Raw genomic sequence first — 21,712 nt, 5'->3', positions numbered from 1 at the left:
GTTTTTGACTATAGGTTTTCCAGAGAGGCGGCCTTTTATTCGCCTAGATGTATTTATAAAAGCACCTGCTTGATTGTGTTTTTAAACTATAATCGAGTTTTCCAATAATACAAAAAGGATAGATAGAGCAGTCTTATGACGCTCATCTATCCTTCATTTTATCGTATATAGTGTTTAACGCTATCCAAGCGTCTATCACTATTTCCTACAAATAGCTGATTTTTGATACAGCTATCAAGTTATTCTTCTACTTTGTATTTTTCTTTTTTTCGAAGAAACGGCCACCAGTTTCCTTCTCCAAGCGTCACGACAATCGCTGGCATAAGAAGCGGAAGAATAACAAGGCCATAAAGTAAAAGACCGATAATGACAACCGTTGCTACATGTACAAGTGTTAATACACCTGATGGGATCATAGCCCCAAACGTTCCAGCTAGGATAATAGCAGCAGTGATAATAACCGACCCCATCTTACTCATGGACGTAACCATTCCTTCTGCTACGCCGCTTTTCACTTCTTCGTTAAAACGGTCTAACAAGAAAATAGAATAGTCAATTCCCAGGGCAACCAAAATAACAAAACTAAAGAACGGCACTGCCCAGCTGATTCCGTCATTCCCCATTATATCCACGAATAGAAGCTCTGAGATTCCCATTGCCGTATAATACGTAAGCAGCAGTGAAGCAATCATATATACAGGCATGATCATTGAACGAAATAAAATGGTCAAAACAATAAACAGTCCAATCATCATAATGACCATTGTGCGTGAAAGATCCGTTGTGGATAAATCTTTTAAATCCGCATTTGAGCTCGATACGCCTCCGTACACAATTTCTGTATGGTCAAACGGCGTATTGACAACTTCATTTGCCACCGCTTTTTCAATATTTTTTACGGTTGAAATGGCTTCTTCAGAATATGGATTTTGATCAAGCACTACACTTAGCTTAACTCCTTTTCCATCTGCAAAGGAATAGTTATCGATGGATTGTTTAAACCCTTTATCTTTCATCACTTCTTCTGGAAGATAAATCCCCGTATCGCTAACTGTTGAGCTGTCACTCATATTATCAAGCATATCCGTTGCTTTTGTTAAGCCATCTGAGATTTTCGTCAGTCCATCATTCGCGCTGTTAACACCTTTTGCTAACTGATTGATACTGTCTGATAGCGTTCCTACTTGACTTTGCTGAACTGAAAGATTCTCATTTGCTTGTTGAAGACCGGTTTGAATGGCAGTAAGCTGTTTGCTGATTGCTGCAAGCTGAGGAACCGCTTGCTCCACATTTCCTGTTGTAGAGAGCTGAGTGCTGATAAGCTTCAGCTGTTGATTAATTTGAGCTAATCCGTCTGCAGCAGGTGCAAGTGATCCGCCAGATTCTTTAGAAGCAGAACCGGTTTTGTCAGCTATTTGATTTAGCCCTTTTTCAATATCATTTAATCCTTTTTGTACATCTCCGATTCCTTTAACAGCATCTTTGATTCCGTCTGATACAGAGCCCAGCTGTGAATTAACATATAAATCATCAATCTTTTCTCCGGTAGGCTGTGTAATCGTCATGACAGAATCCACGTGCTCCACTTTTTCAATTGCTTTGCTTATATTTCCTAAATAAGGAATAACATCTGCCTTTGTTAACTCTTTATCTCCTTTAATAATAACATTGACAGGAAACGCTTTTCCTTCTCCCAGTGCGTCGCTGATAGCGTTTAGTCCTTTTATAGATTTATAATCACTGCTGATCTCAGCAGTAGAATCAAACGACACTTTAGAGTCATACGTTACAATAAAAGGCACGGTAATAATCGCTGTAATAACTAAAAATACGAACGGTCTCGCCACTGCCTTTCTTCCTAAAAAACCCCACAGCTTATTGTCGCTATGAGAAGCCACTTTTTTAGACGGCCAAAATAATTTTTCTCCAAGCGTAACCATAAAAAGTGGCAGCAAGGTAAATAAAATCACTAGCAGCACACCGACTCCCACTGCTACGCCAACAGCCGATTGGAAAATAGCAAACTTAGCAAATCCAATGGCTGCAAAACCAATAAATACGGCAATTCCGCTGATGAATAACGTTCTTCCTGCTGTACGGTAAGCTGTGATAGTGGCTTCTACTTTATCATGTCCATTTGCCAATTCTTCACGGAAACGATTAAGTAAAAGAATGCAGTAATCCGTCCCAATCCCAAACAAAATAGCTACTAAGAACGTTTGGGTAAACGTTGAAATTGGAAAATCGACATTTTTAACTAAAATACCTAATAACGATTGACTGATTAAGTATGTGATTCCCACAATTAAAATAGGAATGAACGGCGTCACGACTGAACGGAAAACGAGTAAAAGCAAACCTAAAATCAAAAAGATGGTAATAAACTCGGTTTTCTTTAACCCTTCTTCTGAACTGTGTGCAAAATCCTGATTAATAAGAGATGCACCTGTTACATAGGCGGTAACGTCTTTTGGCACGTTGTCATAAATTTGATCCGCTATTTTTTCAACTTTTTCATCCGATCCTCTGACAGTAACCGGAACTAAAACCGTTTTTTTGTCTTTAGACATTAATTGATTGCGAACATCTTGATCATCTGTCAAAGGAGTTGTGACGTCTTTTACACCTTTAATTTTCTCTGTCTTATCAATGATTTTCTGTATTTGTTTCTCACTATCTTTATCTAATGCGTTATCTAACTTGATAACCATGCTGATGGTGTTGCTGTCTTCCCCGGCGTCTTTTAAAATTTGGCTGGCTCTAGATGAAACAGCATCGTCGGGAAGCTGAGACTGCCCTTTTTCACTTGCGAGCTTTGTTAAATTCGGTGCCATTAGCATCAATATAACCGTTAAAGCTAAAATAAAGGCGGCAATCACCCACTTAAATTTCACGATAAATTTCATTCTTTGCTTTCCCCTTTTGTATTTAACTTTTCTTTTGCCATTGTAAGAATTTCAATAAATGTATCTATTTTTTCTTCTTCTACATCATCAAACAAATTCTCAATAATGCTAAAACAGGCAGCATTTCCGTCATTTATTACCTTTTCTCCTTCAGCCGTAATCTTTATAAGCTTAGAACGTTTATCACTTTCTAGTTCGTTCGTGTCCCACTCCACGAGCCCTTTTTCGAGCAGTTTTTTGATTCGATTCGAAATGGCACTTTTATGAACACCTTGCAAGACAGCAAGACTGCCAGGTGAAGATGGACCTTTAATCATTAAACTATTTAACAAATCAAACTGCTGTCTTGATACATGTTCAAAGAGGTTATGGCTTATCTCTCTGTGAATGACTTCTGTTCCTACAAACAGCACTTCTTCAAAAAGTTCTACCGCTTGATATAACTTGCTTTTCGTCACTTATTTCCCTCCTTTGATTATTTAGTTTATAGATGTAAACTATTTAACTTTAAAAATAGTTTATAGGACTAAACTTTATTCTGTCAATAAATTTATGTCTGACTGTCTTCATATATGATAAAGATAAATAGAAATCTGAAAGATACCGCTTACATCAGCTTTTTTGGTTGTCAAAGCTCAATCACTTAAGTATTATTAGTAATTGACTTCTTTTCAAGGAGATATAAATTTTATACACAGAAAGGGTGATCACACATGAATACAATGCATGCTAATGAGCAGGTCAGTAAGAAAGATTCCTTTCCAATTGCTCTCATCTCGTTAACTCTTGGAGCTTTTGCTATTGGAATGACGGAATTTGTTATTATGGGGATACTGCCTAACGTTGCAGAAGACCTTCACGTTAGCATTTCGACTGCTGGTCAGTTAATTACAAGCTATGCTTTAGGAGTAGCAATCGGCGCGCCAATTTTAACTATTTTTACTCATCGACTTCCTCAAAAGCTTCTGCTTTGTTTACTTATGCTTTTATTTATTCTCGGAAATGCGATTGCTATTATTGCACCTAGCTATGGAATTTTAATGGGAGCTCGTTTAGTTACGGCATTATGTCACGGTACGTTCTTTGGAGTAGGCGCTGTTATTGCTTCACGGCTTGTACAACCTCATAAACGTGCAAGTGCTGTCGCAACGATGATGGCAGGTTTAACTATTGCAAATATCATTGGCGTTCCTGTGGGAACATTCATTGGCCAACACTTAGGCTGGAGAGCTTCGTTTGGGGCTATTACGATTATGGGGATTATTGCATTTATCGGTATTATTCTGTTTATCCCAAAACTTGGTCAAGACAAATTAACGGGTCTAAAACAGCAGTTTGCTGCTTTTACCCAACCAAAACTTCTTGTGATGCTTCTTTTAAGCGCAATAGGATGCGGTAGTTTATTTACTGTTTTTACGTATATTACACCGCTTCTTGAAGACGTTACAGGAGTAAGTGAACACAGCGTTACGTGGATACTTGTATTATACGGATGCGGCGTTACGCTTGGAAACGTTGTTGGGGGCAAGCTTGCAGACTGGAAGCTAATGCCTTCGGTTGTAGGGATATTTGCTTTTCTTTGTATTGTGCTGACTATTTTTACGTTTACTGTTAAAAGCCCAACAGCAGCTATTATCACGCTGTTTTTCTGGGGAGCAGCAGCGTTTGCTGTAATGCCTGGTATTCAAGTGAAAATTATGAACTTAGCACAGGAAGCACCTGCTTTAGCTTCTACTTCGAATCACTCATTTGCTAACTTAGGAAATGCTTTTGGCGCCTTTTTCGGAGGCGTAATTATTAACCATATGGGACTTACTTCACTTCCTTGGGTTGGCGCCATTTTTGTAGGAACGGCTTTTGTTATTAGCACTTGTCTTTTTATTGTGGAAACACGCAAAAAACATAGTGAACAATCGTCCTAACTGTCTAACAACTGAACAAAAAGCAAAAAAAGAGCCTTTCTTTGATGAAAGGCTCTTTTTTGCTTCTAGCTCGCTTTTTTCATTTCTTTACTTGTTAATCGACTGTGTTTACGAGAGTAACCTATATACACAAATATACCAAGCACAATCCATATGCTAAAATACAGCCATGTTGTTTTAGGAAGATTAATCATTAAAAATAAACAAGATAATACAGATAAAATTGGTAAAACCGGGACAAACGGCATTGTAAATCCACGTTTTAAAGTTGGGTGCGTTTTGCGTAAGATGATAATGCTGACGCCCACCATGCCGAAAGTTAAAAGAGCTCCGATATTTGCTAAATTCGCAAGTTCTTTTAGATCAATAAACCCTGAAATTAACGCTCCAATAATTCCTACTAGCCAAGTGGAAAGAGTCGGAACTCCCGTTTTCTCATTTGTTTTAGCAAATGCTTTTGGCAGCAAGCCGTCGCGGCTCATTGAGAATAAAATGCGTGTTGCTGCATAAATGTAAGCGAAAATAACAGCCATAATTCCAATGACAGCTCCTGCAGCAATAATTCCTGCCACTGCATTTTGTCCTACTGAATGAAGAACATAGGCCATTGCTTCTGGAACATTCAGTTCCTTATAAGAAACAACTCCTGTCATAACAAGGCATACTGCTACATAAATAATCGTGCAGATCACAAGTGAACTAATAATTCCAATTGGCAAATTGCGCTGCGGGTTCTTTACTTCTTCTGCTGATGTAGATAAGGCATCAAAACCTAAGAAAGCAAAAAATACGGCCGCTCCCCCTGTCACAACACCTTCAATTCCATAAGGCATAAAAGGAGTCCAATTAGATGGCTTCACATAAAAAGCCCCTACAATAATAAAGAGAAGGATAATAAATAATTTAACAAGCACCATAAAATTATTCACTTTTTTACTTTCTTTAGTTCCCCTTGAAAGCAGCCATGTAATAAGAAGTGTAATACAAATAGCAGGAAGGTTCACCAGGCCTCCATTTGCAGGGATGGTAATCAATTCTTTTGGCAGTGAAAAACCAAAGCCTTCTAAAAAATTATTAAAATAAGAAGACCATCCATTTGCTACTGCTGACATCGTTAATAAATAGACGGAAAGCAATGTCCATCCCATTAAGTGTGCTACCACTTCGCCGATGGTTGCATATGTATAGGTGTAAACGCTCCCAGATACAGGTATAGTTGAAGCAAACTCCGCATAGCACAGCGCTGCAAAACCGCATACAATAGAAGCCAGTATAAAAGAAAAAATAACGGCTGGCCCCGCATCGTTAGCAGCTACTAATCCTGTTAACACTAAAACCCCCGTTCCTATTACGGCTCCAATACCAAGAAGAGTCAAATCGAATGCCCCTAATGTTTTGACTAGAGATTTGTTTTGACTTTGTTCTAATAATTGCTCGATTGACTTCTTTTTAAATAGCTTTCCCATTGCACTCTCTCCTCTCTGTTGCCACTCATCCATTAAAAAACTTAAAAATGACGTCTTTTCCTATTTGACTGCGCGTTTTTACTTCAGATACAGAAGTAATTATATAGAAATAATTACTAACTTGTCTATTAGTATACTAATATCATTATATATATTTCAAGAGTTTTTGTAAGCGATTTCTTAATCTCTCTCTGTTTTGGATTTATCAACTAAATAAAGAAATCATCATTGTGATTATGTATAATAAGTTTGAATAAAATTAATATTCTAAAAAATAAAATGATTCATTTTCAGATAGTTTTTTCGCTACCTATCTTCAAGTATAAATTCCTGACATAGGGATTATTTATAGAACGATGAATGTTTTACCTTAACAGGTGTTATAATGATGAAAACTGCAGTGTATGAAGGGCGGAGAGAGATGCTTAACTTACTTATTGGCTGTATTTTACTAGCATTAGGAGTGTACTTTATGTTTAAATTTCTTTTTTATTCTCCTTCTAAAAAGAAGCGAGGTCAGCAACCTATGAACAAATTGTCAAATGAAGATTCAGCTTCACCCCGTACAAACGATTCGAATGGAACAAGATAATTTTTTTATAAATACCGGCGTTTGTCTAAGGCAAAAGTTATACTGATGATATATATTATCTTATACCCTTCTAGTTCAATATTCCCTTCATTTTGATGTAAGACAAGATGAAGGGAATCACTATCCGACTAAAAAAATCGGATTTTTCTATTTAGCAAGGTAAATGGCTTCAATCAACTCTGTTTGAATTCATTTCTTCATTCAAGTGTACAGCTGCCTCTTTCACACTTACTGTTCCAATATTTTTCTTCCCGTGCTTTCGCATAGCAAGCGATTCATTTTCTACTTCTTTATCTCCTATTACGGCCATATAAGGAACTTTGAGCATTTCTGCTTCTCTAATTTTTAGACCTATTTTTTCAATACGATCATCTACTTCAACACGATATCCTTGTGACTCCAGCTCGTGTTTCACCTTGTATGCATATTCCACATGCGGCGGTGCAATAGGCAAAAGCTTAAATTGAACAGGAGCCAGCCAAAGAGGAAATTGACCTTCATAATGTTCAATCAAGATGGCCATAAATCGTTCAACGGAACCGTATATAGCCCGGTGAATCATTACGGGACGGTGCGGTTTATTGTCCTCTCCAATATACATGCAGTCAAACTTCTCTGGCATTAAGAAATCAAGCTGAACTGTTCCGCACTGCCAGCTGCGGCCTAGGGAATCTAAAATATGAAAATCAATTTTCGGCCCGTAAAAAGCTCCGTCTCCTTCATTTACCTGATAGTCTAAGCCTTTTTCAATTAACACCGATTGAAGCGATTTTTCTGCTTGATTCCATGTTTCAATATCTCCCATAAATTTTTCAGGACGTGTGGATAGCTCCACTTTGTAATCAAAGCCAAAATGTGAATAAAAGTCATGGATAAATGCTAGAATGCGGCTAATCTCAGCTTTGATCTGACTGAGTTCTACGAATAAATGAGCATCGTCCTGTGTGAATGAACGGACTCTTAGCAATCCGTTTAAAGACCCAGAAAGCTCGTGGCGGTGAACTAATCCAAGCTCTGCGTATCGAGTCGGAAGTTCTCGGTAGCTTCTTCGCTTGCTGTTAAACAATAAAATGGCTCCCGGACAATTCATCGGTTTAATCGCATAGTTTTGTTTGTCAACATTTGAAAAATACATATTCTCATGATAGTGCTCCCAGTGCCCTGATTGTTCCCAGAGCTCCTGTTTCATCATGATAGGTGTTTTTATTTCTTGATAGCCTGCTTTGTAATGCTTTTGTTTCCAGTAGTTTTCTAACTCATTTCGAACAATCATTCCGTTAGGTAAGAAAAACGGCATACCAGGAGCTTCTTCCATCGACATAAACAGCTCCAGTTCTTGACCTAATTTTTGATGATTTCGTTTTTCAGCTTCCATTTGTTTTGACATGTTCATTCCTCCAATATGTTTTTATTCAACAAAAAAACCGCACTCATCCCTAGTAAAGGGACGAATGCGGCCGTGGTACCACCCTAATTCCGTAAAATATCCATATGGATTTTACGCTTAAAAAGATAACGGTTTTACCGGTTGCGGTTTCAGTGTATACACATTCCCCGCCGCAGCTTCAAGGTGGTAAATTCATTTCGTTTTCTAAGGGTTCTCAGCCAGTGACCCTACTCTCTGTAAAGAAAATTTAAAAATGATTCATGTCCTTTTCATTGCTTGTATATTCTTTTTTTCCACATAAAAAACCGCACTCATCCCTAGTGAAGGGACGAATGCGGCCGTGGTACCACCCTAATTCCGTAAAATACCTATACGCATTTTACGCTCAAAAAAGATAACGGTTTTACCGATTGCAGTTTCAGTTAGTTATGCACGTTCCCTGCAATAGCTCTAAGGTGGTAAACTAGATGATTTCTTAAGGGCTCTCAGCCAGTGGCCCTATTCTCTGCGAAGAAAACAGCATCTAATTCGTGTCCTTTTCATTGCCAAATAATGTTTGTTAGTTGTTAAAAGCGATTATAGTGTATAAATTTAACAAAAGTCAAGAAGTAATTTTTTATTTTTTAATGGTATAGAATTACTTTATGCTTGAATTACCGAAAAGTTACTTAGGAATACACGGGCTTAGAAAGTTTTTTATTATAATATTAACGGCTACATTTTATTCTTGTTTTTTCCTTTATTGTGTGAAAACAAAGGCGGAAAAGAAAGATAGTACAAGCACGTATTTGTTTTACCTAAGTATTATTAACGAGGTGAAATCCAGTACTACCCAAAACAGAATAAGTAACATAGCACAAGTATCATGAGGTTTTTTATTTGTATACTAAAATATTAAATATACCTTTTTCTACTTGCGAAAATATTTGGCTTGAATCCGTCGAAACTATTTTTTATCTATCTTTATCCGAAAGCTCATCATTCATGCTTCCACTTTGCGGAAAAATCCGTTTTTTCCTGATTTGTTCTTTAAGAATAACATCAAGCTGCCGCTGAATTTTCCTTGTTTCATTTGTCGAAAAATACGGATGAGCCAGATTTACTGTTTCTAACGGATCCTTGGTCAAGTTGTACGTTTCAATTTGATCGGGAACCCCTGTTGTTTTTGGGGTAGTAAGACTTACTAGGTAACCTTCATATTGCCCTCGGTGAATGACTTCATCTGGTTCGTCAGATGCTGACCGAAATTGCGGATTATCATGGTAGCGAGCGTATTTCCAAATTTCCTTTCCTGCAGCTGACGGAAACTCTACAATGACCGCTTGAATGTGATTAGGCTGAACAACTGATGGGTAGCTTTCTCCTAAAAAATTTGTTTGGTGAAGTCCTTTTGTCGGGTCATCATCCGTCATAAAGAAAATCGGTATTTTTTCTTCATGAAGCGATGTTTCTCCTCGCAACGTTCCTGAGAGGTCTCTCCCAACAAATGGATGTACTTCCGTATGACTTTTTTGCAATTGCTTTTGAACAGCGGAAGCATCGATATTAGCCAAACTAAGCATTGTCGGGATCAAGTCAACGTGACTAGTCAGCAGGTCTGTACGTTGATAACTCGGAAACAAATGCTTGTTGTGAATGAGAAGGGGCACGTGAATAGACTCTTCATACATGTTGTACCATTTTTGATGCAGCCCTCCGTGAGCTCCAAGCAAATCACCGTGATCCGACGTAAAAATAATAATTGTATTTTCATAGAACGAAGATTGTTCTATAGTCCGAAGAACTTTCAAAATTTGTTTATCAACATTTTTTTGAAGCTGGTAATATAAGCGCCGGTAGAAACTAGAATTTGGCGTCGGCTGCAGCGCTTTTGGATAGATGTATTTATAGCTGCTTTGAGCGCTGGGCTTTGTTTGTAAAGATTCTCGAATGGTAGGTGGCGGCTCGATGTTCGGAATTGTTTCGTCAATAGAAAACTGAAACATGGGGAGGTATTTGGTAATCGCTCCGAACAGCGCAATGTCATGCGGGTTCACAAACGAAGCTACCATGAGCCAAGGCTGCGAAGTCTTTTGATATTCTAATCGTTGAATAAGCTCTATGATTTCCTCTGCATATATTTCGTCTCGTCCGCTCACTCCAATGGCCGCAGATGAACCAGAATTGTGCGGGTTTCTCCCCTCTGGCTCTGGACCAATCCACCCTGAAAAACCAAACTTTTCAAGCTTATTAGCCCGTTGATAGAGGAACTCTTTTTCTGGATCCGGTATTCCTGTTTGCATCTGGTAGCTAGAAAAAACGTTATGCGTTCCTGGAATTAAGATGTTCTCATCAGAAATATGCCATTTTCCTTTATAAAAGGTTTGATACCCAGCCTGCTTAAAATAATCTCCCATCGTTGGGACGGTATTAGGCTGCAGCCAAAACATATCAGGATCTTGTGACTTCTTTGCGATACCTTGCGTTTGCGTAACTCCGTGCACGGAAGGGTACTGCCCTGTAAACAATGTAGCTCGACTCGGTGAACAGGCTGTAGAACCGACGTAGTGACGAGTGAATGACATCCCGTGCTGTTTTAAAAATTCACGTGCTTTTAAATGTTTTTTTCGCCACTTTTTTACTTCTTTACTTTCATATACGGGTGGAAATCGTTCTTCGTCCACCATAATTAACAAAAAATTAGGCTGCTCCTTCATGTTTACTCCTCCACGTGTTTATCAAATTTTCTGTATTGATAAACTACGTAAAAAGGACTTTTTTTAGAAGAACGGAGTACGGTTCATGTCTTTTTATACCCAAACAAAAAAAGACTTGGAGGATTTCTCTAAGTCTTTCATAACTCGTTTCAATACGATATTCCTTATTTTTTGTATGCTTTTAGCTGCTGAGTTCGTTTATAGGTAACAATTATACTAGATATACGTACAATTATACAATTATGCTTATCACAAAACTCCACACCATGTAGCGCTACTCCCATAAAAAAACGAGCTGAACAACAAGAGCTAACCATGAAGTTATCCAAGCAAACATCATATTCTCTTTCAAGTTATCACCTTATATTTTTAATTATGAATGACTTCTTTTATTTTACCATAAAATTCTAATTCTAAAGGTTGTTCTACTGCTTATTTTATGTACATAACTAAAAAAGCTAATGACAGCGCGTAGCTAGCCATTAGCTTTTTCATTATTTTGCAAATACATGATTTCCTATTTTAATTGTTTCTTGTTTTTGGCGCAGCCATTGATCTCCCGTTTTATCAGGATTAAAGAAGAATAATGAACCTTTTCCTTGACCTTGGAAGTTAATTGCTTCTTCTACAGCTTTTTTTGAACCTTTGTCTGCAGGTTTATTAATTTCACCGTTGCTGACCGGGCTGTACTGACCTTTTTGATAAATAACGCCTTTTACAGTATCCGGGAATTTGCTGCTGTCGACTCTATTTAATACAACTGTTGCCACGGCTACTTTACCTGCGTACGGCTCTCCTTTGGCTTCAGCTGATACAAGACGAGCTAATAATTCTTTATCATTTTTATTTACTTGAATGTGCTGTTCATGTGCGGGCGCTGCAGCAAATGCTGAGTAACCTGCACCAAAACTTGGGATAAGCATTGCGATAGCAATCACTAATTTCTTCATCATAAAAATAAAAGCCTCCTTGCTATTTCTTTACGTGGTTCATATGCTAGCAAAAATATAGGGGTCTTTCATTGCAAAAAATTATCCAATTCCAAAAGAAACTGGATGTTGCTGTTCTTCTTCAGCTGTTTTTAACAGTATAAAACGACGGTCTGGATTATAAGTATTAGTTGCATTTACTTCATTAGTGGTTTATGATGTAAAAATACAAATAGTAATGACTACGATTTAGGAGAGTGTTTTAAGAAAGGATGGATGATTTGGCTAAAAAATCAAAAATAGCAAAAGAAAAGAAACGACAAGCAGTTGTCAAAAAATACGCTGAGTTAAGAAAACAATTAAAGGAACAAGGAAATTATGATGAACTACAAAAACTCCCGAGAGATTCTTCGCCTACTCGCCTGCATAACCGCTGTGAGGTAACGGGAAGGCCTCGCGGATATTTGCGTAAGTTTAAACTTTCTCGAATTGCTTTTAGAGAGTTAGCTCACAAGGGACAGCTTCCTGGAGTGAAAAAATCAAGCTGGTAAATTTCTAATTAAGTAAAGGCAGCCTTTTTGGCTGAAAAAAGAATGAACACGCCCTGTAAATCGTAATCATTACTTTTATTAGGAGGAATTAATATGGCTACATGGAACTTAGATACAACGAAACATCACGTTCTCATTTGCAATGGAAGCAGCTGCAATCGGGTTGGAGCCGAAGAAGTTACCCAAGCGATTCGAAGTGAGATAGCCAATCAAGAATTAGATCCATACATACACACTACTCGCACTCGGTGTAATGGCAGATGCCACGATAAATGCGTCGTCATTTCCTATCCAGACGGTATTTGGTATAAAGATGTGAAACCTCAGGATGCACGAGAGCTTATTAACTCATTAAAGAAGGATCAGCCTTTTTTGGGAAAAATAAGCCATACTTTTTGCGAAGACGGTTTTCAGCGAACAGAAGGTACTGTGAAAGGTATCTCAAAAGAAAAAGAAACCGTCATCAAAGTATCTAAAAAACTTTAATTTACAACAGCGAGAACATAGCCCTCGTAAGATTAAACAACGAACAGAGAAACATCATTAAAAATGTCTGTTTGTTCTCTCTGATTCACCTGTTACTTAATCTAAACACGAAAAGCCGCTTCTGGTGAACAGGGCGGCTCTTGTCATCTTTAAATATCTAAGAAATTATATTTTCTCTGTTTCAAATATGGAATTTGAACTGTATATTTTCTTAACTACTGATGAAAGAATGTGGATTCCTTTCTTTAACTCCTCATCTGTAGCGGTAAGACTTATACGAATGCACTCCCGGTTGTGAGGAGAAGATTGGCTGCCGTGAAAGAATGATCCGCCTGGTACTACAATCAAGTTTTCTGCTTTTAATTTATTGTATAGATCGTTGTCACTGAAAGGCAAAGCTTCCAACCAAAGCCAACCAAATAACGAACCTTCCGCTTTGTGCAGATACCAAGGAATATCATCCGGCATACATGTAGTTAAAAGGTTTTTTAAATAGTCATGTTTTTGTTTATAATGAGTTCTTATATAGTTAGCTGAAATTCCAGCTAACTTTCCGCTCTTCAAGGTGTTAACCACCATTCGTTGACCTAGCCTAGAAGAGTGAATCAAAATATTTGATTGAAAAGCTTCCATTACTTTTATAAAATCACTTTTTCCTATAGCAATTCCTATTCTCTCCCCAGGCAAGCCGGCTTTAGAAAGACTCATGCAGTGAATGATGTTGTCATGTATAATTGGATTCATTTCAACAAAGTTCATAGCCGGAAAAGGAGGTGCGTACGCTGAATCAATTAGCAATGGAATGTGATAGTCCTTGCATACTTTGGATATAAAGTGTACGGCTTCTTTTGAAAGAATATTGCCGCTTGGATTATTAGGTCTTGATAATACGATAGCTCCGATATCTGGGTCATGGGCTATTTTATCTTTGAATGCCTGTTTGTTAAATTCATAACGAAACGTATGATGATCAAGCTTTGAGACGATCGGAGGAATTCCTTCTATTACACCTTCCTCTAGTGCCACTCCGCTGTACCCAGCGTAATCTGGCAGCATAGGTATTAAAGCTTTTTTAACTCTTCCTTCTTTACTTGTACCGCAAAACGAATTTAAAGCTAAAAAAAAGAGATTTTGACTTCCCGACGTGATCAAGACTTGTTCTCTGTCCAGTTTAATACGATACTTCGTCAAGAAGTATTCTCTTATGCAATCAATTAATTCATGCGTACCGTAACTAGAACCATATTGGCTAATCAAATTCTTTAGTTGTTTATCGTTCACAATATCTTTTAAAGCTTCTTCCCACATTTCATAAACTTGAGGGAGTATGGCAGGGTTGCCAGCGCTTAAATTCACATATTGATTGAGATCAGAATTGAGCACTTCTTGGATGTCATGCATAATCGCGCGAACGCCTACTTTATTAGTCATTTTGTTTCCTATTTTACTTAAATGCAAAGCAGTCACTAGTGCACCTTCTCCTTAAAGATTATGGTCATTGAATAGTAAGTATGGAACTTCAATCTTTTTATTTTGCTGATTAATAAAGTAATTGTCCGGGATAACAAATTTATCACCGTTCTCACTAGGCAGTAAGTATTTTCGAACATAGCGTTCAGCTTTTTCTTTATAGCCAGAGTCACTTTGAATCGTTTCAAGTTCTTCAATTTCTTTTACTAAAAGGTCTAGTTCTTTCAAACACATATCTAAATCTAAACAAGCATGTTCTCCTTTTCGGGAAATTGAACGACCATTTGCAACGAGCCAGCTAAAAAGAAAAAATCCCGTTCCAGAATCAAAGTTTCGAGGTGCATTGTGCTGACTAGGGTATCTTAACAGGCGTTCAAAGAGAACAAATTCCGTTATCTCTTCCCAAAAAGAATATTTTCTTTTATGAAGAGTCAGCACCGTCTGGCAGTCTACTTTAACTTCTTCCAGTATGCCTGCAAAAAAATTCATTTTCGCCTGTATATGTTGATCAAAAGGTTTATTTCCGCAGTGATGATAATAGTCGTGTAGATATCCCCAGATTACCCTTGCCTGATAAGTATCTTCTCTATTCATAGCGCGAGATTTAAAGTTAAAATCAGGAAAGATAGAATACGCTCTTTTTAATGTATCATCATTGTATATGCTGTGAAATTTATTGAAGAAAAATATTGCGAAGTTTTGACTTGTTATCTTTTCTTTTGTTTTTACATTCTCAGGGAAAAATACAATACACTTCCCTTCCATAAATCCTTGAGTACCAGCCAACAGCTTTAACGATTGACATCCATTTTTAGGATGAGGAAGGTCCGCTTCAATGGATTTCATAATTTCAGGCTCATCGCGAACGGCGATAAAGGCTTCTAAATAAAACCCTCTTTTTGTAGGGCCATTTGGCGTTACAGTCGGTCCTAAAAAGAACGTCGCTTCCCCGTTTGCAGGTGGGCTATAAGCAATTAATGTTTGATCAAAATAAGGAACCTGATCGAGTCCTCTTTCAATCCAATCATATACGTCATTTTTTAACGCATTCCACACTGCAGGTAAATTTAAAGAGTTATATACTGTTTCGGCTTCAGCAACTACTTTTAATAAGAGTTCTCTAGCTTTTTCATAATTTCGTTTGACCTCTCCATTTGGGCCCTGATATTTTCTTATCTCATATAGAGCAGGTACTATTTTATCGTTTAATAACTCGACTAAACTTTGAGTATGATTTTTTGTTAACATGATTAAAACCCTCCTTTTTTAGAACAGCTATTTAGCAGAAATATTTTCAGATGATGTAAGAGTAGAGTTATGTGTGTTTTTCTCTATTTGCTTTTTCAAGTTAATAAATATAACCCCCGCTATGACAAACGCTGTACCTATATAGACCTGTTTGTTTAATGTTTCACCTAAAAAGACAAATCCTACATATAAGGCAATAACCGGTGAAATAAATAAATGCGCCGTTGCTTTTGATATATGCCATTTTTTTAATAAATAAATATTAATAGAAAACCCCAAGACCGACCCTATAATAGCCAAATATAATAACGAGATAAGACTAACCCCAGAGAAAGTGCGGTTTCCATTCTCTACAAACAAACTAACAATCAGTAAACAAGCGCCTCCACTTAGCATCGAAAAAGAATTAAAGGTCATAATAGGCAAGGATTTTATCCGAGATTGTACTTGAACAGTTATAAAAGCAGAACCTAGCATAGCAGTTAAAATGACGATCATTGCTACTATTTGAATACCATTTCCCTGTATAAGCAGCTGATTTCCAAATACAACACTCATACCAATTAAGCACATGACTACACCTATCTTTTGTCCTTTTGTAGCTGGTGTTCCTTTAAACAAGCGATTAAATAAAAGGGCAAACACTGAAATGCTGGCAGCTAAAACGGAGACAAGCCCGCTTGGTAAATAGACAGATGCCCAATAAACAGAACCAAACGGTAGTGCAAAATACAAAATTCCGTTTAATGCCGAAATGATTATTACTTCTTTTGAAACCGCTATTTTTTTTGTGAATAAGAGGTAAAGGGCGATTATTAAACTAGCAATTAAAAACCTCATACCTGCTGACCATAGAGGCAAGCTATCTTTTAATCCAGTCTTTTGAAAAGCCCATGTCGTTCCCCCAATGACGGCTAATAGACAAAACAAAAGATGTACATGAATACGGTTTAATTTAGAAATCACTGTTTCACCTTATTTCTTTTTTAAAGTTGAACCTATTTTCTTCCGTGGAGCGTAAAACACATCGGCACTTCTCCAAAATCTTTTACAACTGTTAACCCCTGCTCGTTAGCAGCTTTACTTGTTGTGATACAAGCGTCTACTTTCCTTTCTAAGCAATCAATCGCCGCTTGAGCATTACTATTTACTAACTGAACATTGGTACTGATGGAATGAGCTAAATCTACAGGGGCAGGATGTGAAGCGATTAATAAACTGTTGTTCGCTACCACCTCTTCTTTTGAGGCAAGCACCATGTTATACGTTGGCATAATGAAGCTATCTACTAGCTCTAAACTAGTTAAATTTTTAAACACAATATCATGTAAGTAAGGATATACCGCGCAGCCTAAAAGAGCAGAACTCTCCGTTTCTTTTACATGAACTAAAGCTTCTTCCAAAGTTTGGTGCAAAAAGACCTGACCTTGTATGCCTTGACGTTCAAACCAAAGATAGCCTGCTTTTTCACAATTTGTTCCTTCAGGACCTAAGGTATGGATAATGCTAATTTTTTGAAGCTGCTTATTTTTCTTACTAGACGACTCTGCAACTATCATAGCCTTTGATACCTCCCTATACGTTTACTTTATTTTTATAAACGATTTTTACTTTGTTGTCTAAATAGCTGTAATACTGCTCACAGTCGGAATACGAATCATGCGTGGTTAAAATAAATCCAGGGTAGCCTGAAAAGTGCGGATATGGTAAAATGTCTGTATCTTTAGTTATAAATTGAATAACTCTTTTTACTTCAGTATCTCTACGCACGTCTTCTAAGCCTCGAATTTCTTTGAAAATCCCATGGCCTTGCACAGGGATAATGTAGTTGCCCACCACTTTCTTTCGTTTTCTTTCATTTTTTAATGCAGGCGGTTTTAATCCTAATACATAGTAAAAAACTAGCTCCATATAGTTAATACCTGTACTTTCCTTTACGATATAGTGAGAAATCCCAGATCCTCCAATGCGCGCTCCTATTTCAATTACATAAGGTTTTCCCGCTGGATCCAGGCGTAATTCAATATGAGCCGGTCCATCCTCAATCCCTAAAGCATTTGCTGCTCTAGCTGCTTCTCGTGCAATAGATTGCCAAACGTTTTCTTCTAGCTGAGCTGGAGCTATATAAACACCTTCTTCAAAGAAAGGTCCTTTGGAATTTCCTTTATAACCTATAGAAAGTACATAAACTTCTCCTTCTACAGAAAACGTCTCAATAGCAAACTCTGGGCCGTCTATAAATTGTTCAATTACCATGCTCGTTTTATTTTTTGTGAATTTACTTAGGTCTTCTTCATTTACGAGTCTTACTTTTTCTATGCTGTCAATCAGTTCCTTTTTATTATTCGCTCGTGATACACCTTGACTGGAAAATCCGTTAGAAGGTTTTACTACGACAGGATAAGGCATTGAAAGATTCGTTAATTCCTCCGTATTTTCAACCTCTTTAAAATACGGAGTGTTAAGATCATTATCTTTTAAAACCTCTCTCATCTTCTGCTTGTTGCGACAGTTACTAATCACAAACGGTGATAAGCCCGGTAAGTTTAACTCTTCTGTCAACTGAGATACAAACTCTAATGCAGGCTCATATAATGTCATAATGCCGTCAAAAGGATTTTTGTGATGCTCTGCTTTAATCATCTCAAGAGCTTTGTCTGGGGTGTGAAATAAATCAATGGGTATGAAATGTTGCACGTTTTTAAGATGCTTAGGTTCTACTTCTTCTTGGTTATAAAAAAACGTCACTTTAATTCCGAGAGCTTCTGCTTCTTCAAAAATAAACGGTAAATATGTATTTTGTAACACAACTGCTAGATGCTTATTTTGTAACGGCATTTACTTCCCCCCTACTTTTAAACAGCTCTTCACTATTCAATGACTAAATTCTAATGACCGCTTCATATATTTGTCAATTTAATTTTATATAATATTAGGAATATATAGAATATTTGATATATTAGTAAAAAGTAAAGAAAAGAATGGTTTATAGGGTTAATACTAAAGCGAAATTAAAAGCAGGAATTTTGCTATTTGATTATAAAGATATTGTTAGAAAAAATTTAATGAGAATTTTTATAAAAAAGAGATTGAGACATAAATAAAGCATTAGATGAACAAATTGGATGAATAATCTAATATGGATCACTTGATACCACGGTTGATTTCCGTGCAATACTTCGCTTTCCGCGGGCGGACGATGAGCCTCCTCGTCGCTTGCGCTTTTTCGCCTTGCCCTCCAATCAACCGCTAGAAGCACCTACATGCATGAAATCTACCTTCACCCTGCTAAAAAAAAACCTGGACGCATTTGATTCTCCATCAAGAATCTCAATTCATCGTTCAGGTCTTCCTTCAACTAAACTATTTTTGCTCCAGTCTCTTTTCGACGTAACATTTATTTCATAGCCTGTACAGAGTCGTTAGATTTTTGTTTTGCATTACGCTGCACTGAAAAAATAATGCAAAGCGCCAGTAGATATAAACATGCAAAAGCTGTTATGTACCAAAGTGCTGAGGCAATTCCGCTTGCGTCCATGGTAAAGCCAATAAGTGCAGGGAAAATAGCGCCTCCAAGCCCTGAAAAACCAGTAATTAAACTGGTGACAATACGAGCAGATCCGGTAAACGTATGGTTAGCATATACCATCGTTATCGAATAGATACCTGACATTGCAAGCCCTAAAAAACCTAATAAAATATAGCCTGCGACAGCTTCTTTTAATACGATAAACAGCACTAAACTCACAATTGTTCCTCCAATGCTGCCAAAAAGATAACGTTCGTATGTAACGATTCGAATAATCCATCCAGTAGCCACTCGTCCTATTAGCATAGCCACCCAAAAAACGCTTATGCTCAAAGTAGCCTGTGACGGAATTACGTCTAGATACGCGATAAAAATGGACGAAAGAAAATTATTCATGCTGCTTTCTACTCCGGCGTACATAAAAATCATCACACTAAAAAGAGCAAGTATTTTCCATCTTTGATTTTTAGCAAGCACAGGCGCAGGTTCTGAGCTGGCGTCTGAAGCATCGCTTTCTGAAGTTGAAACAGTCTCTTTTTTAAAAGGAATCATTTTACACACTACAACCATTAGTAAAGCTAGTACACTCGTTATAAAAAATGAAAACCTCCAGCTGTTCTGCGAAATCAATAAGCTAGCTACTAACGGCATCAACAGCGCACCTAGACCAAATGATACTTCTAAATAGCTCATAACAATAGCTCTTCTACCGATAAATACTTCCATCATTAAAGTAGCTACAACTACTTCCAATGCGGCTACGCCAATACCGTTTAAAAAATTGAATGCAATAATCCACTCAAATGGAGGCAATAAAAGCATACCTATTTGTGATAGCGCTATTATTAGTGCGGCAATTGTAAGTAAATTCATTTCTCTGAAACGTCCTAATAAAAAAGAAGATAGGGGAACTCCTATCAAAAATCCTAAAGAACCTAATAATACAAGCTGTCCGCCAACTGTATATGACACATGATAATGTGTTAACAATTGCGGTAAGACGGACCCTACGGCTGTAATGACTAATCCGCCCAACAAATAAAGCGCATATGAAGCTAACGCAAACTTTTTCATCTTCCCACTCCCTTACATTCTCTAAAGCTTTCTTTCTGTACTTAATTATAAAGATTTTTCTTTGGTTGTTAACTGAAATTTGAGAAAAACACTTTTCTTTCTACTCTACTTAATTTCTAGTCATTTATAAGATAAAACAAAAAAGAAGAAGACGTATGTCTCCTTCTTTTTTGTTTTTCACTTTATAGTGACGCTTTTAAAATAGCTAAGATATCATCTTTATTTAGTTTTTTAAAGTTACCGAAACCTCCGTGCTCCATTTCACGAGCAGCAATTCCAGCAATTTCGTCTAGTCGCTCTTCTCCGATATCGTAATCAGCTAAGCGAGAAGGTGCACCAAGACTTGACCAAAAAGCGCTTAGCTTATCAATTCCTTCTAACGCAATTTCTTTGTCGCTTTTGCCTGCAGTTTCAATATTGAACATGCTTGTCATGACACGCTTCATACGCGTTACGTCTTGATCTACAACGTGTCGCATCCAATTTGGGAATAGGATTGCTAAACCTCCCGCATGAGGGATATCGTATACCGCTGATACTGCGTGTTCAATTGTATGTGAAGCCCAATCGCCAAAGTAGCCCATTTGAAGTGTTCCGTTTAATGCGATTGTTCCGGAATATAAAATTGTTTCGCGGTGTTCGTAGCTTTGCAGATCTTCTAGTAACTTCGGTGCTGTTTCAATTACTGTTTGTAATACGGAATAGCACATGCGATCTTGTAAAGGCGTGTTTTTTACGTTATGGAAATATTGTTCAAACACGTGGCTCATCATGTCTACCATGCCGTAGATAGTTTGATCTCTAGGAACAGACATCGTGTTCACAGGATCTAGTATAGAAAATACAGGGTGTGTAACAGAGCTGCCCCAAACGTATTTTTCATTTGTTTCCCAATTCGTAATAACCGAATCCGGATTCATTTCAGAACCTGTTGCTGCCAATGTTAATACCGTTCCAAACGGCAGTGCTTTTGTAGCCGTTACTTTTTTGTTAATAATATCCCAGACGTCACCTTCATACTCAGCTCCGGCAGCGATTGCTTTTGTGCAATCAATAACGCTTCCTCCGCCAACTGCTAACATGAAGTCAATGTTTTCATTTCGGCAAATTTCAATTCCTTTTCGCACTGTAGAGAGTCGAGGATTAGGCTCTACTCCCGCTAACTCATGTATATTTACGTTTAACTCGTTTAACAGCGTAAGAACTTGATCGTATAAACCGTTTTTCTTAATGCTTCCGCCGCCGTAAACAAGCAAAATATTTTTTCCGTATTTCGGGAGTTCTTCTGATAACGCTTGAAGCTGATCTTTTCCGAAGATTAATTTTGTGGGATTATGATAAATGAAATTTTCCATACTATCTGTATACCTCCTAGTTGAATGTAAATTAAGTTGTCGCATTTCGCGAACAAGAATGTAAGTATAATCGTAAAATAAAATTTTTTCAAGAGTTAAGT

Annotated in this window: 17 protein-coding genes and 1 other annotated feature; of the genes, 4 read left to right on the top strand and 13 right to left on the bottom strand. The window is 37.4% G+C overall.

Annotated elements, in window-relative coordinates; translation table 11 throughout:
- Positions 1 to 239: 239 nt before the first annotated feature.
- Together ACOZIR_RS21195 and ACOZIR_RS21190 are read right to left on the bottom strand one after the other, a co-directional pair.
- Entirely contained in the window at positions 240 to 2,906 is a 2,667-nt protein-coding gene (locus tag ACOZIR_RS21195) for an MMPL family transporter (protein WP_045294118.1), read from the bottom strand.
- Positions 2,903 to 3,364, bottom strand: coding sequence for a MarR family winged helix-turn-helix transcriptional regulator (locus ACOZIR_RS21190; protein ID WP_114895325.1), 462 nt, complete (start codon positions 3,362 to 3,364; stop codon positions 2,903 to 2,905). Before ACOZIR_RS21190 ends, ACOZIR_RS21195 begins: the two co-directional genes overlap by 4 nt.
- Before the next feature lie 255 nt (positions 3,365 to 3,619).
- Here ACOZIR_RS21190 and ACOZIR_RS21185 point away from each other — a divergent pair, with 255 nt between their 5' ends.
- Positions 3,620 to 4,828: an MFS transporter gene (locus tag ACOZIR_RS21185; RefSeq protein ID WP_013057095.1), complete on the top strand. Its 1,209-nt coding sequence runs from the start codon at positions 3,620 to 3,622 to the stop codon at positions 4,826 to 4,828.
- 65 nt (positions 4,829 to 4,893) lie between these two features.
- Here ACOZIR_RS21185 and ACOZIR_RS21180 read toward each other — a convergent pair whose 3' ends face one another.
- Complete coding sequence (locus tag ACOZIR_RS21180; protein ID WP_045294123.1) at positions 4,894 to 6,294, bottom strand: amino acid permease; 1,401 nt, start codon at positions 6,292 to 6,294, stop codon at positions 4,894 to 4,896.
- Positions 6,295 to 6,679: 385 nt separating this feature from the next.
- Between ACOZIR_RS21180 and ACOZIR_RS21175 the strand changes: the two genes are divergently transcribed.
- Complete coding sequence (locus tag ACOZIR_RS21175) at positions 6,680 to 6,886, top strand: hypothetical protein (protein ID WP_045294125.1); 207 nt, start codon at positions 6,680 to 6,682, stop codon at positions 6,884 to 6,886.
- A gap of 169 nt (positions 6,887 to 7,055) precedes the next feature.
- Here the strand turns inward: ACOZIR_RS21175 and thrS are convergent, their stop codons facing one another.
- The 3 genes from thrS to ACOZIR_RS21160 form a co-directional block, all read right to left on the bottom strand.
- On the bottom strand, positions 7,056 to 8,273 hold the full coding sequence (gene thrS / locus ACOZIR_RS21170; RefSeq protein ID WP_045294127.1) for a threonine--tRNA ligase: 1,218 nt from the start codon (positions 8,271 to 8,273) through the stop codon (positions 7,056 to 7,058).
- A gap of 321 nt (positions 8,274 to 8,594) precedes the next feature.
- Positions 8,595 to 8,825 (bottom strand) — a binding site (T-box leader).
- Positions 8,826 to 9,226: 401 nt separating this feature from the next.
- On the bottom strand, positions 9,227 to 10,969 hold the full coding sequence (locus ACOZIR_RS21165; RefSeq protein ID WP_421535803.1) for a sulfatase-like hydrolase/transferase: 1,743 nt from the start codon (positions 10,967 to 10,969) through the stop codon (positions 9,227 to 9,229).
- A gap of 494 nt (positions 10,970 to 11,463) precedes the next feature.
- Positions 11,464 to 11,922, bottom strand: a complete 459-nt coding sequence (locus ACOZIR_RS21160) for a cell wall hydrolase (RefSeq protein WP_045294131.1) — start codon at positions 11,920 to 11,922, stop codon at positions 11,464 to 11,466.
- A gap of 257 nt (positions 11,923 to 12,179) precedes the next feature.
- On the opposite strand from ACOZIR_RS21160, the gene rpsN reads away from it, so the two are divergent.
- A complete protein-coding gene (gene rpsN / locus ACOZIR_RS21155) occupies positions 12,180 to 12,449 on the top strand; it encodes a 30S ribosomal protein S14 (protein WP_045294201.1) in 270 nt (89 codons plus the stop codon).
- Between the two features lie 93 nt (positions 12,450 to 12,542).
- Entirely contained in the window at positions 12,543 to 12,935 is a 393-nt protein-coding gene (locus ACOZIR_RS21150) for a (2Fe-2S) ferredoxin domain-containing protein (protein ID WP_310878794.1), read from the top strand.
- A gap of 165 nt (positions 12,936 to 13,100) precedes the next feature.
- On the opposite strand, the gene ACOZIR_RS21145 is transcribed toward ACOZIR_RS21150, so the two are convergent.
- The 7 genes from ACOZIR_RS21145 to ACOZIR_RS21115 all read right to left on the bottom strand — a co-directional run bounded on the left by ACOZIR_RS21145 (position 13,101) and on the right by ACOZIR_RS21115 (position 21,611).
- Complete coding sequence (locus tag ACOZIR_RS21145; RefSeq protein ID WP_045294135.1) at positions 13,101 to 14,402, bottom strand: valine--pyruvate transaminase; 1,302 nt, start codon at positions 14,400 to 14,402, stop codon at positions 13,101 to 13,103.
- Between the two features lie 15 nt (positions 14,403 to 14,417).
- Positions 14,418 to 15,653 (bottom strand): DUF6421 family protein, encoded by a 1,236-nt coding sequence (locus tag ACOZIR_RS21140; protein WP_045294137.1) that lies wholly within the window; start codon positions 15,651 to 15,653, stop codon positions 14,418 to 14,420.
- A gap of 27 nt (positions 15,654 to 15,680) precedes the next feature.
- On the bottom strand, positions 15,681 to 16,619 hold the full coding sequence (locus ACOZIR_RS21135) for a DMT family transporter (protein WP_045294139.1): 939 nt from the start codon (positions 16,617 to 16,619) through the stop codon (positions 15,681 to 15,683).
- 32 nt (positions 16,620 to 16,651) lie between these two features.
- Positions 16,652 to 17,212, bottom strand: a complete 561-nt coding sequence (locus ACOZIR_RS21130) for a hypothetical protein (RefSeq protein WP_045294141.1) — start codon at positions 17,210 to 17,212, stop codon at positions 16,652 to 16,654.
- Between the two features lie 16 nt (positions 17,213 to 17,228).
- Entirely contained in the window at positions 17,229 to 18,491 is a 1,263-nt protein-coding gene (locus tag ACOZIR_RS21125) for an ATP-grasp domain-containing protein (RefSeq protein WP_045294142.1), read from the bottom strand.
- A gap of 559 nt (positions 18,492 to 19,050) precedes the next feature.
- Positions 19,051 to 20,256, bottom strand: a complete 1,206-nt coding sequence (locus tag ACOZIR_RS21120; RefSeq protein WP_045294144.1) for an MFS transporter — start codon at positions 20,254 to 20,256, stop codon at positions 19,051 to 19,053.
- Between the two features lie 182 nt (positions 20,257 to 20,438).
- The gene (locus ACOZIR_RS21115) at positions 20,439 to 21,611 is read right to left on the bottom strand and encodes an iron-containing alcohol dehydrogenase (protein WP_045294146.1); all 1,173 of its coding nucleotides are present in this window, start codon (positions 21,609 to 21,611) and stop codon (positions 20,439 to 20,441) included.
- Positions 21,612 to 21,712: the final 101 nt, after the last annotated feature.

The sequence above is a fragment of the Priestia sp. D3YE.R1 genome (assembly GCF_049199565.1).
Lineage (GTDB): Bacteria > Bacillota > Bacilli > Bacillales > Bacillaceae_H > Priestia > Priestia aryabhattai.
This window is presented reverse-complemented; position numbering and strand designations above follow the sequence as displayed.

Coding starts and splice junctions, on each gene's coding strand:
- ACOZIR_RS21195 (WP_045294118.1), bottom strand. CDS start 2,906: ATGAAATTTATCGTGAAATTTAAGTGGGTGATTGCCGCCTTTATTTTA.
- ACOZIR_RS21185 (WP_013057095.1), top strand. CDS start 3,620: ATGAATACAATGCATGCTAATGAGCAGGTCAGTAAGAAAGATTCCTTT.
- ACOZIR_RS21180 (WP_045294123.1), bottom strand. CDS start 6,294: ATGGGAAAGCTATTTAAAAAGAAGTCAATCGAGCAATTATTAGAACAA.
- ACOZIR_RS21175 (WP_045294125.1), top strand. CDS start 6,680: ATGATGAAAACTGCAGTGTATGAAGGGCGGAGAGAGATGCTTAACTTA.
- thrS (WP_045294127.1), bottom strand. CDS start 8,273: ATGTCAAAACAAATGGAAGCTGAAAAACGAAATCATCAAAAATTAGGT.
- ACOZIR_RS21165 (WP_421535803.1), bottom strand. CDS start 10,969: ATGAAGGAGCAGCCTAATTTTTTGTTAATTATGGTGGACGAAGAACGA.
- ACOZIR_RS21160 (WP_045294131.1), bottom strand. CDS start 11,922: ATGATGAAGAAATTAGTGATTGCTATCGCAATGCTTATCCCAAGTTTT.
- ACOZIR_RS21150 (WP_310878794.1), top strand. CDS start 12,543: ATGGCTACATGGAACTTAGATACAACGAAACATCACGTTCTCATTTGC.
- ACOZIR_RS21140 (WP_045294137.1), bottom strand. CDS start 15,653: ATGTTAACAAAAAATCATACTCAAAGTTTAGTCGAGTTATTAAACGAT.
- ACOZIR_RS21130 (WP_045294141.1), bottom strand. CDS start 17,212: ATGATAGTTGCAGAGTCGTCTAGTAAGAAAAATAAGCAGCTTCAAAAA.
- ACOZIR_RS21125 (WP_045294142.1), bottom strand. CDS start 18,491: ATGCCGTTACAAAATAAGCATCTAGCAGTTGTGTTACAAAATACATAT.
- ACOZIR_RS21120 (WP_045294144.1), bottom strand. CDS start 20,256: ATGAAAAAGTTTGCGTTAGCTTCATATGCGCTTTATTTGTTGGGCGGA.
- ACOZIR_RS21115 (WP_045294146.1), bottom strand. CDS start 21,611: ATGGAAAATTTCATTTATCATAATCCCACAAAATTAATCTTCGGAAAA.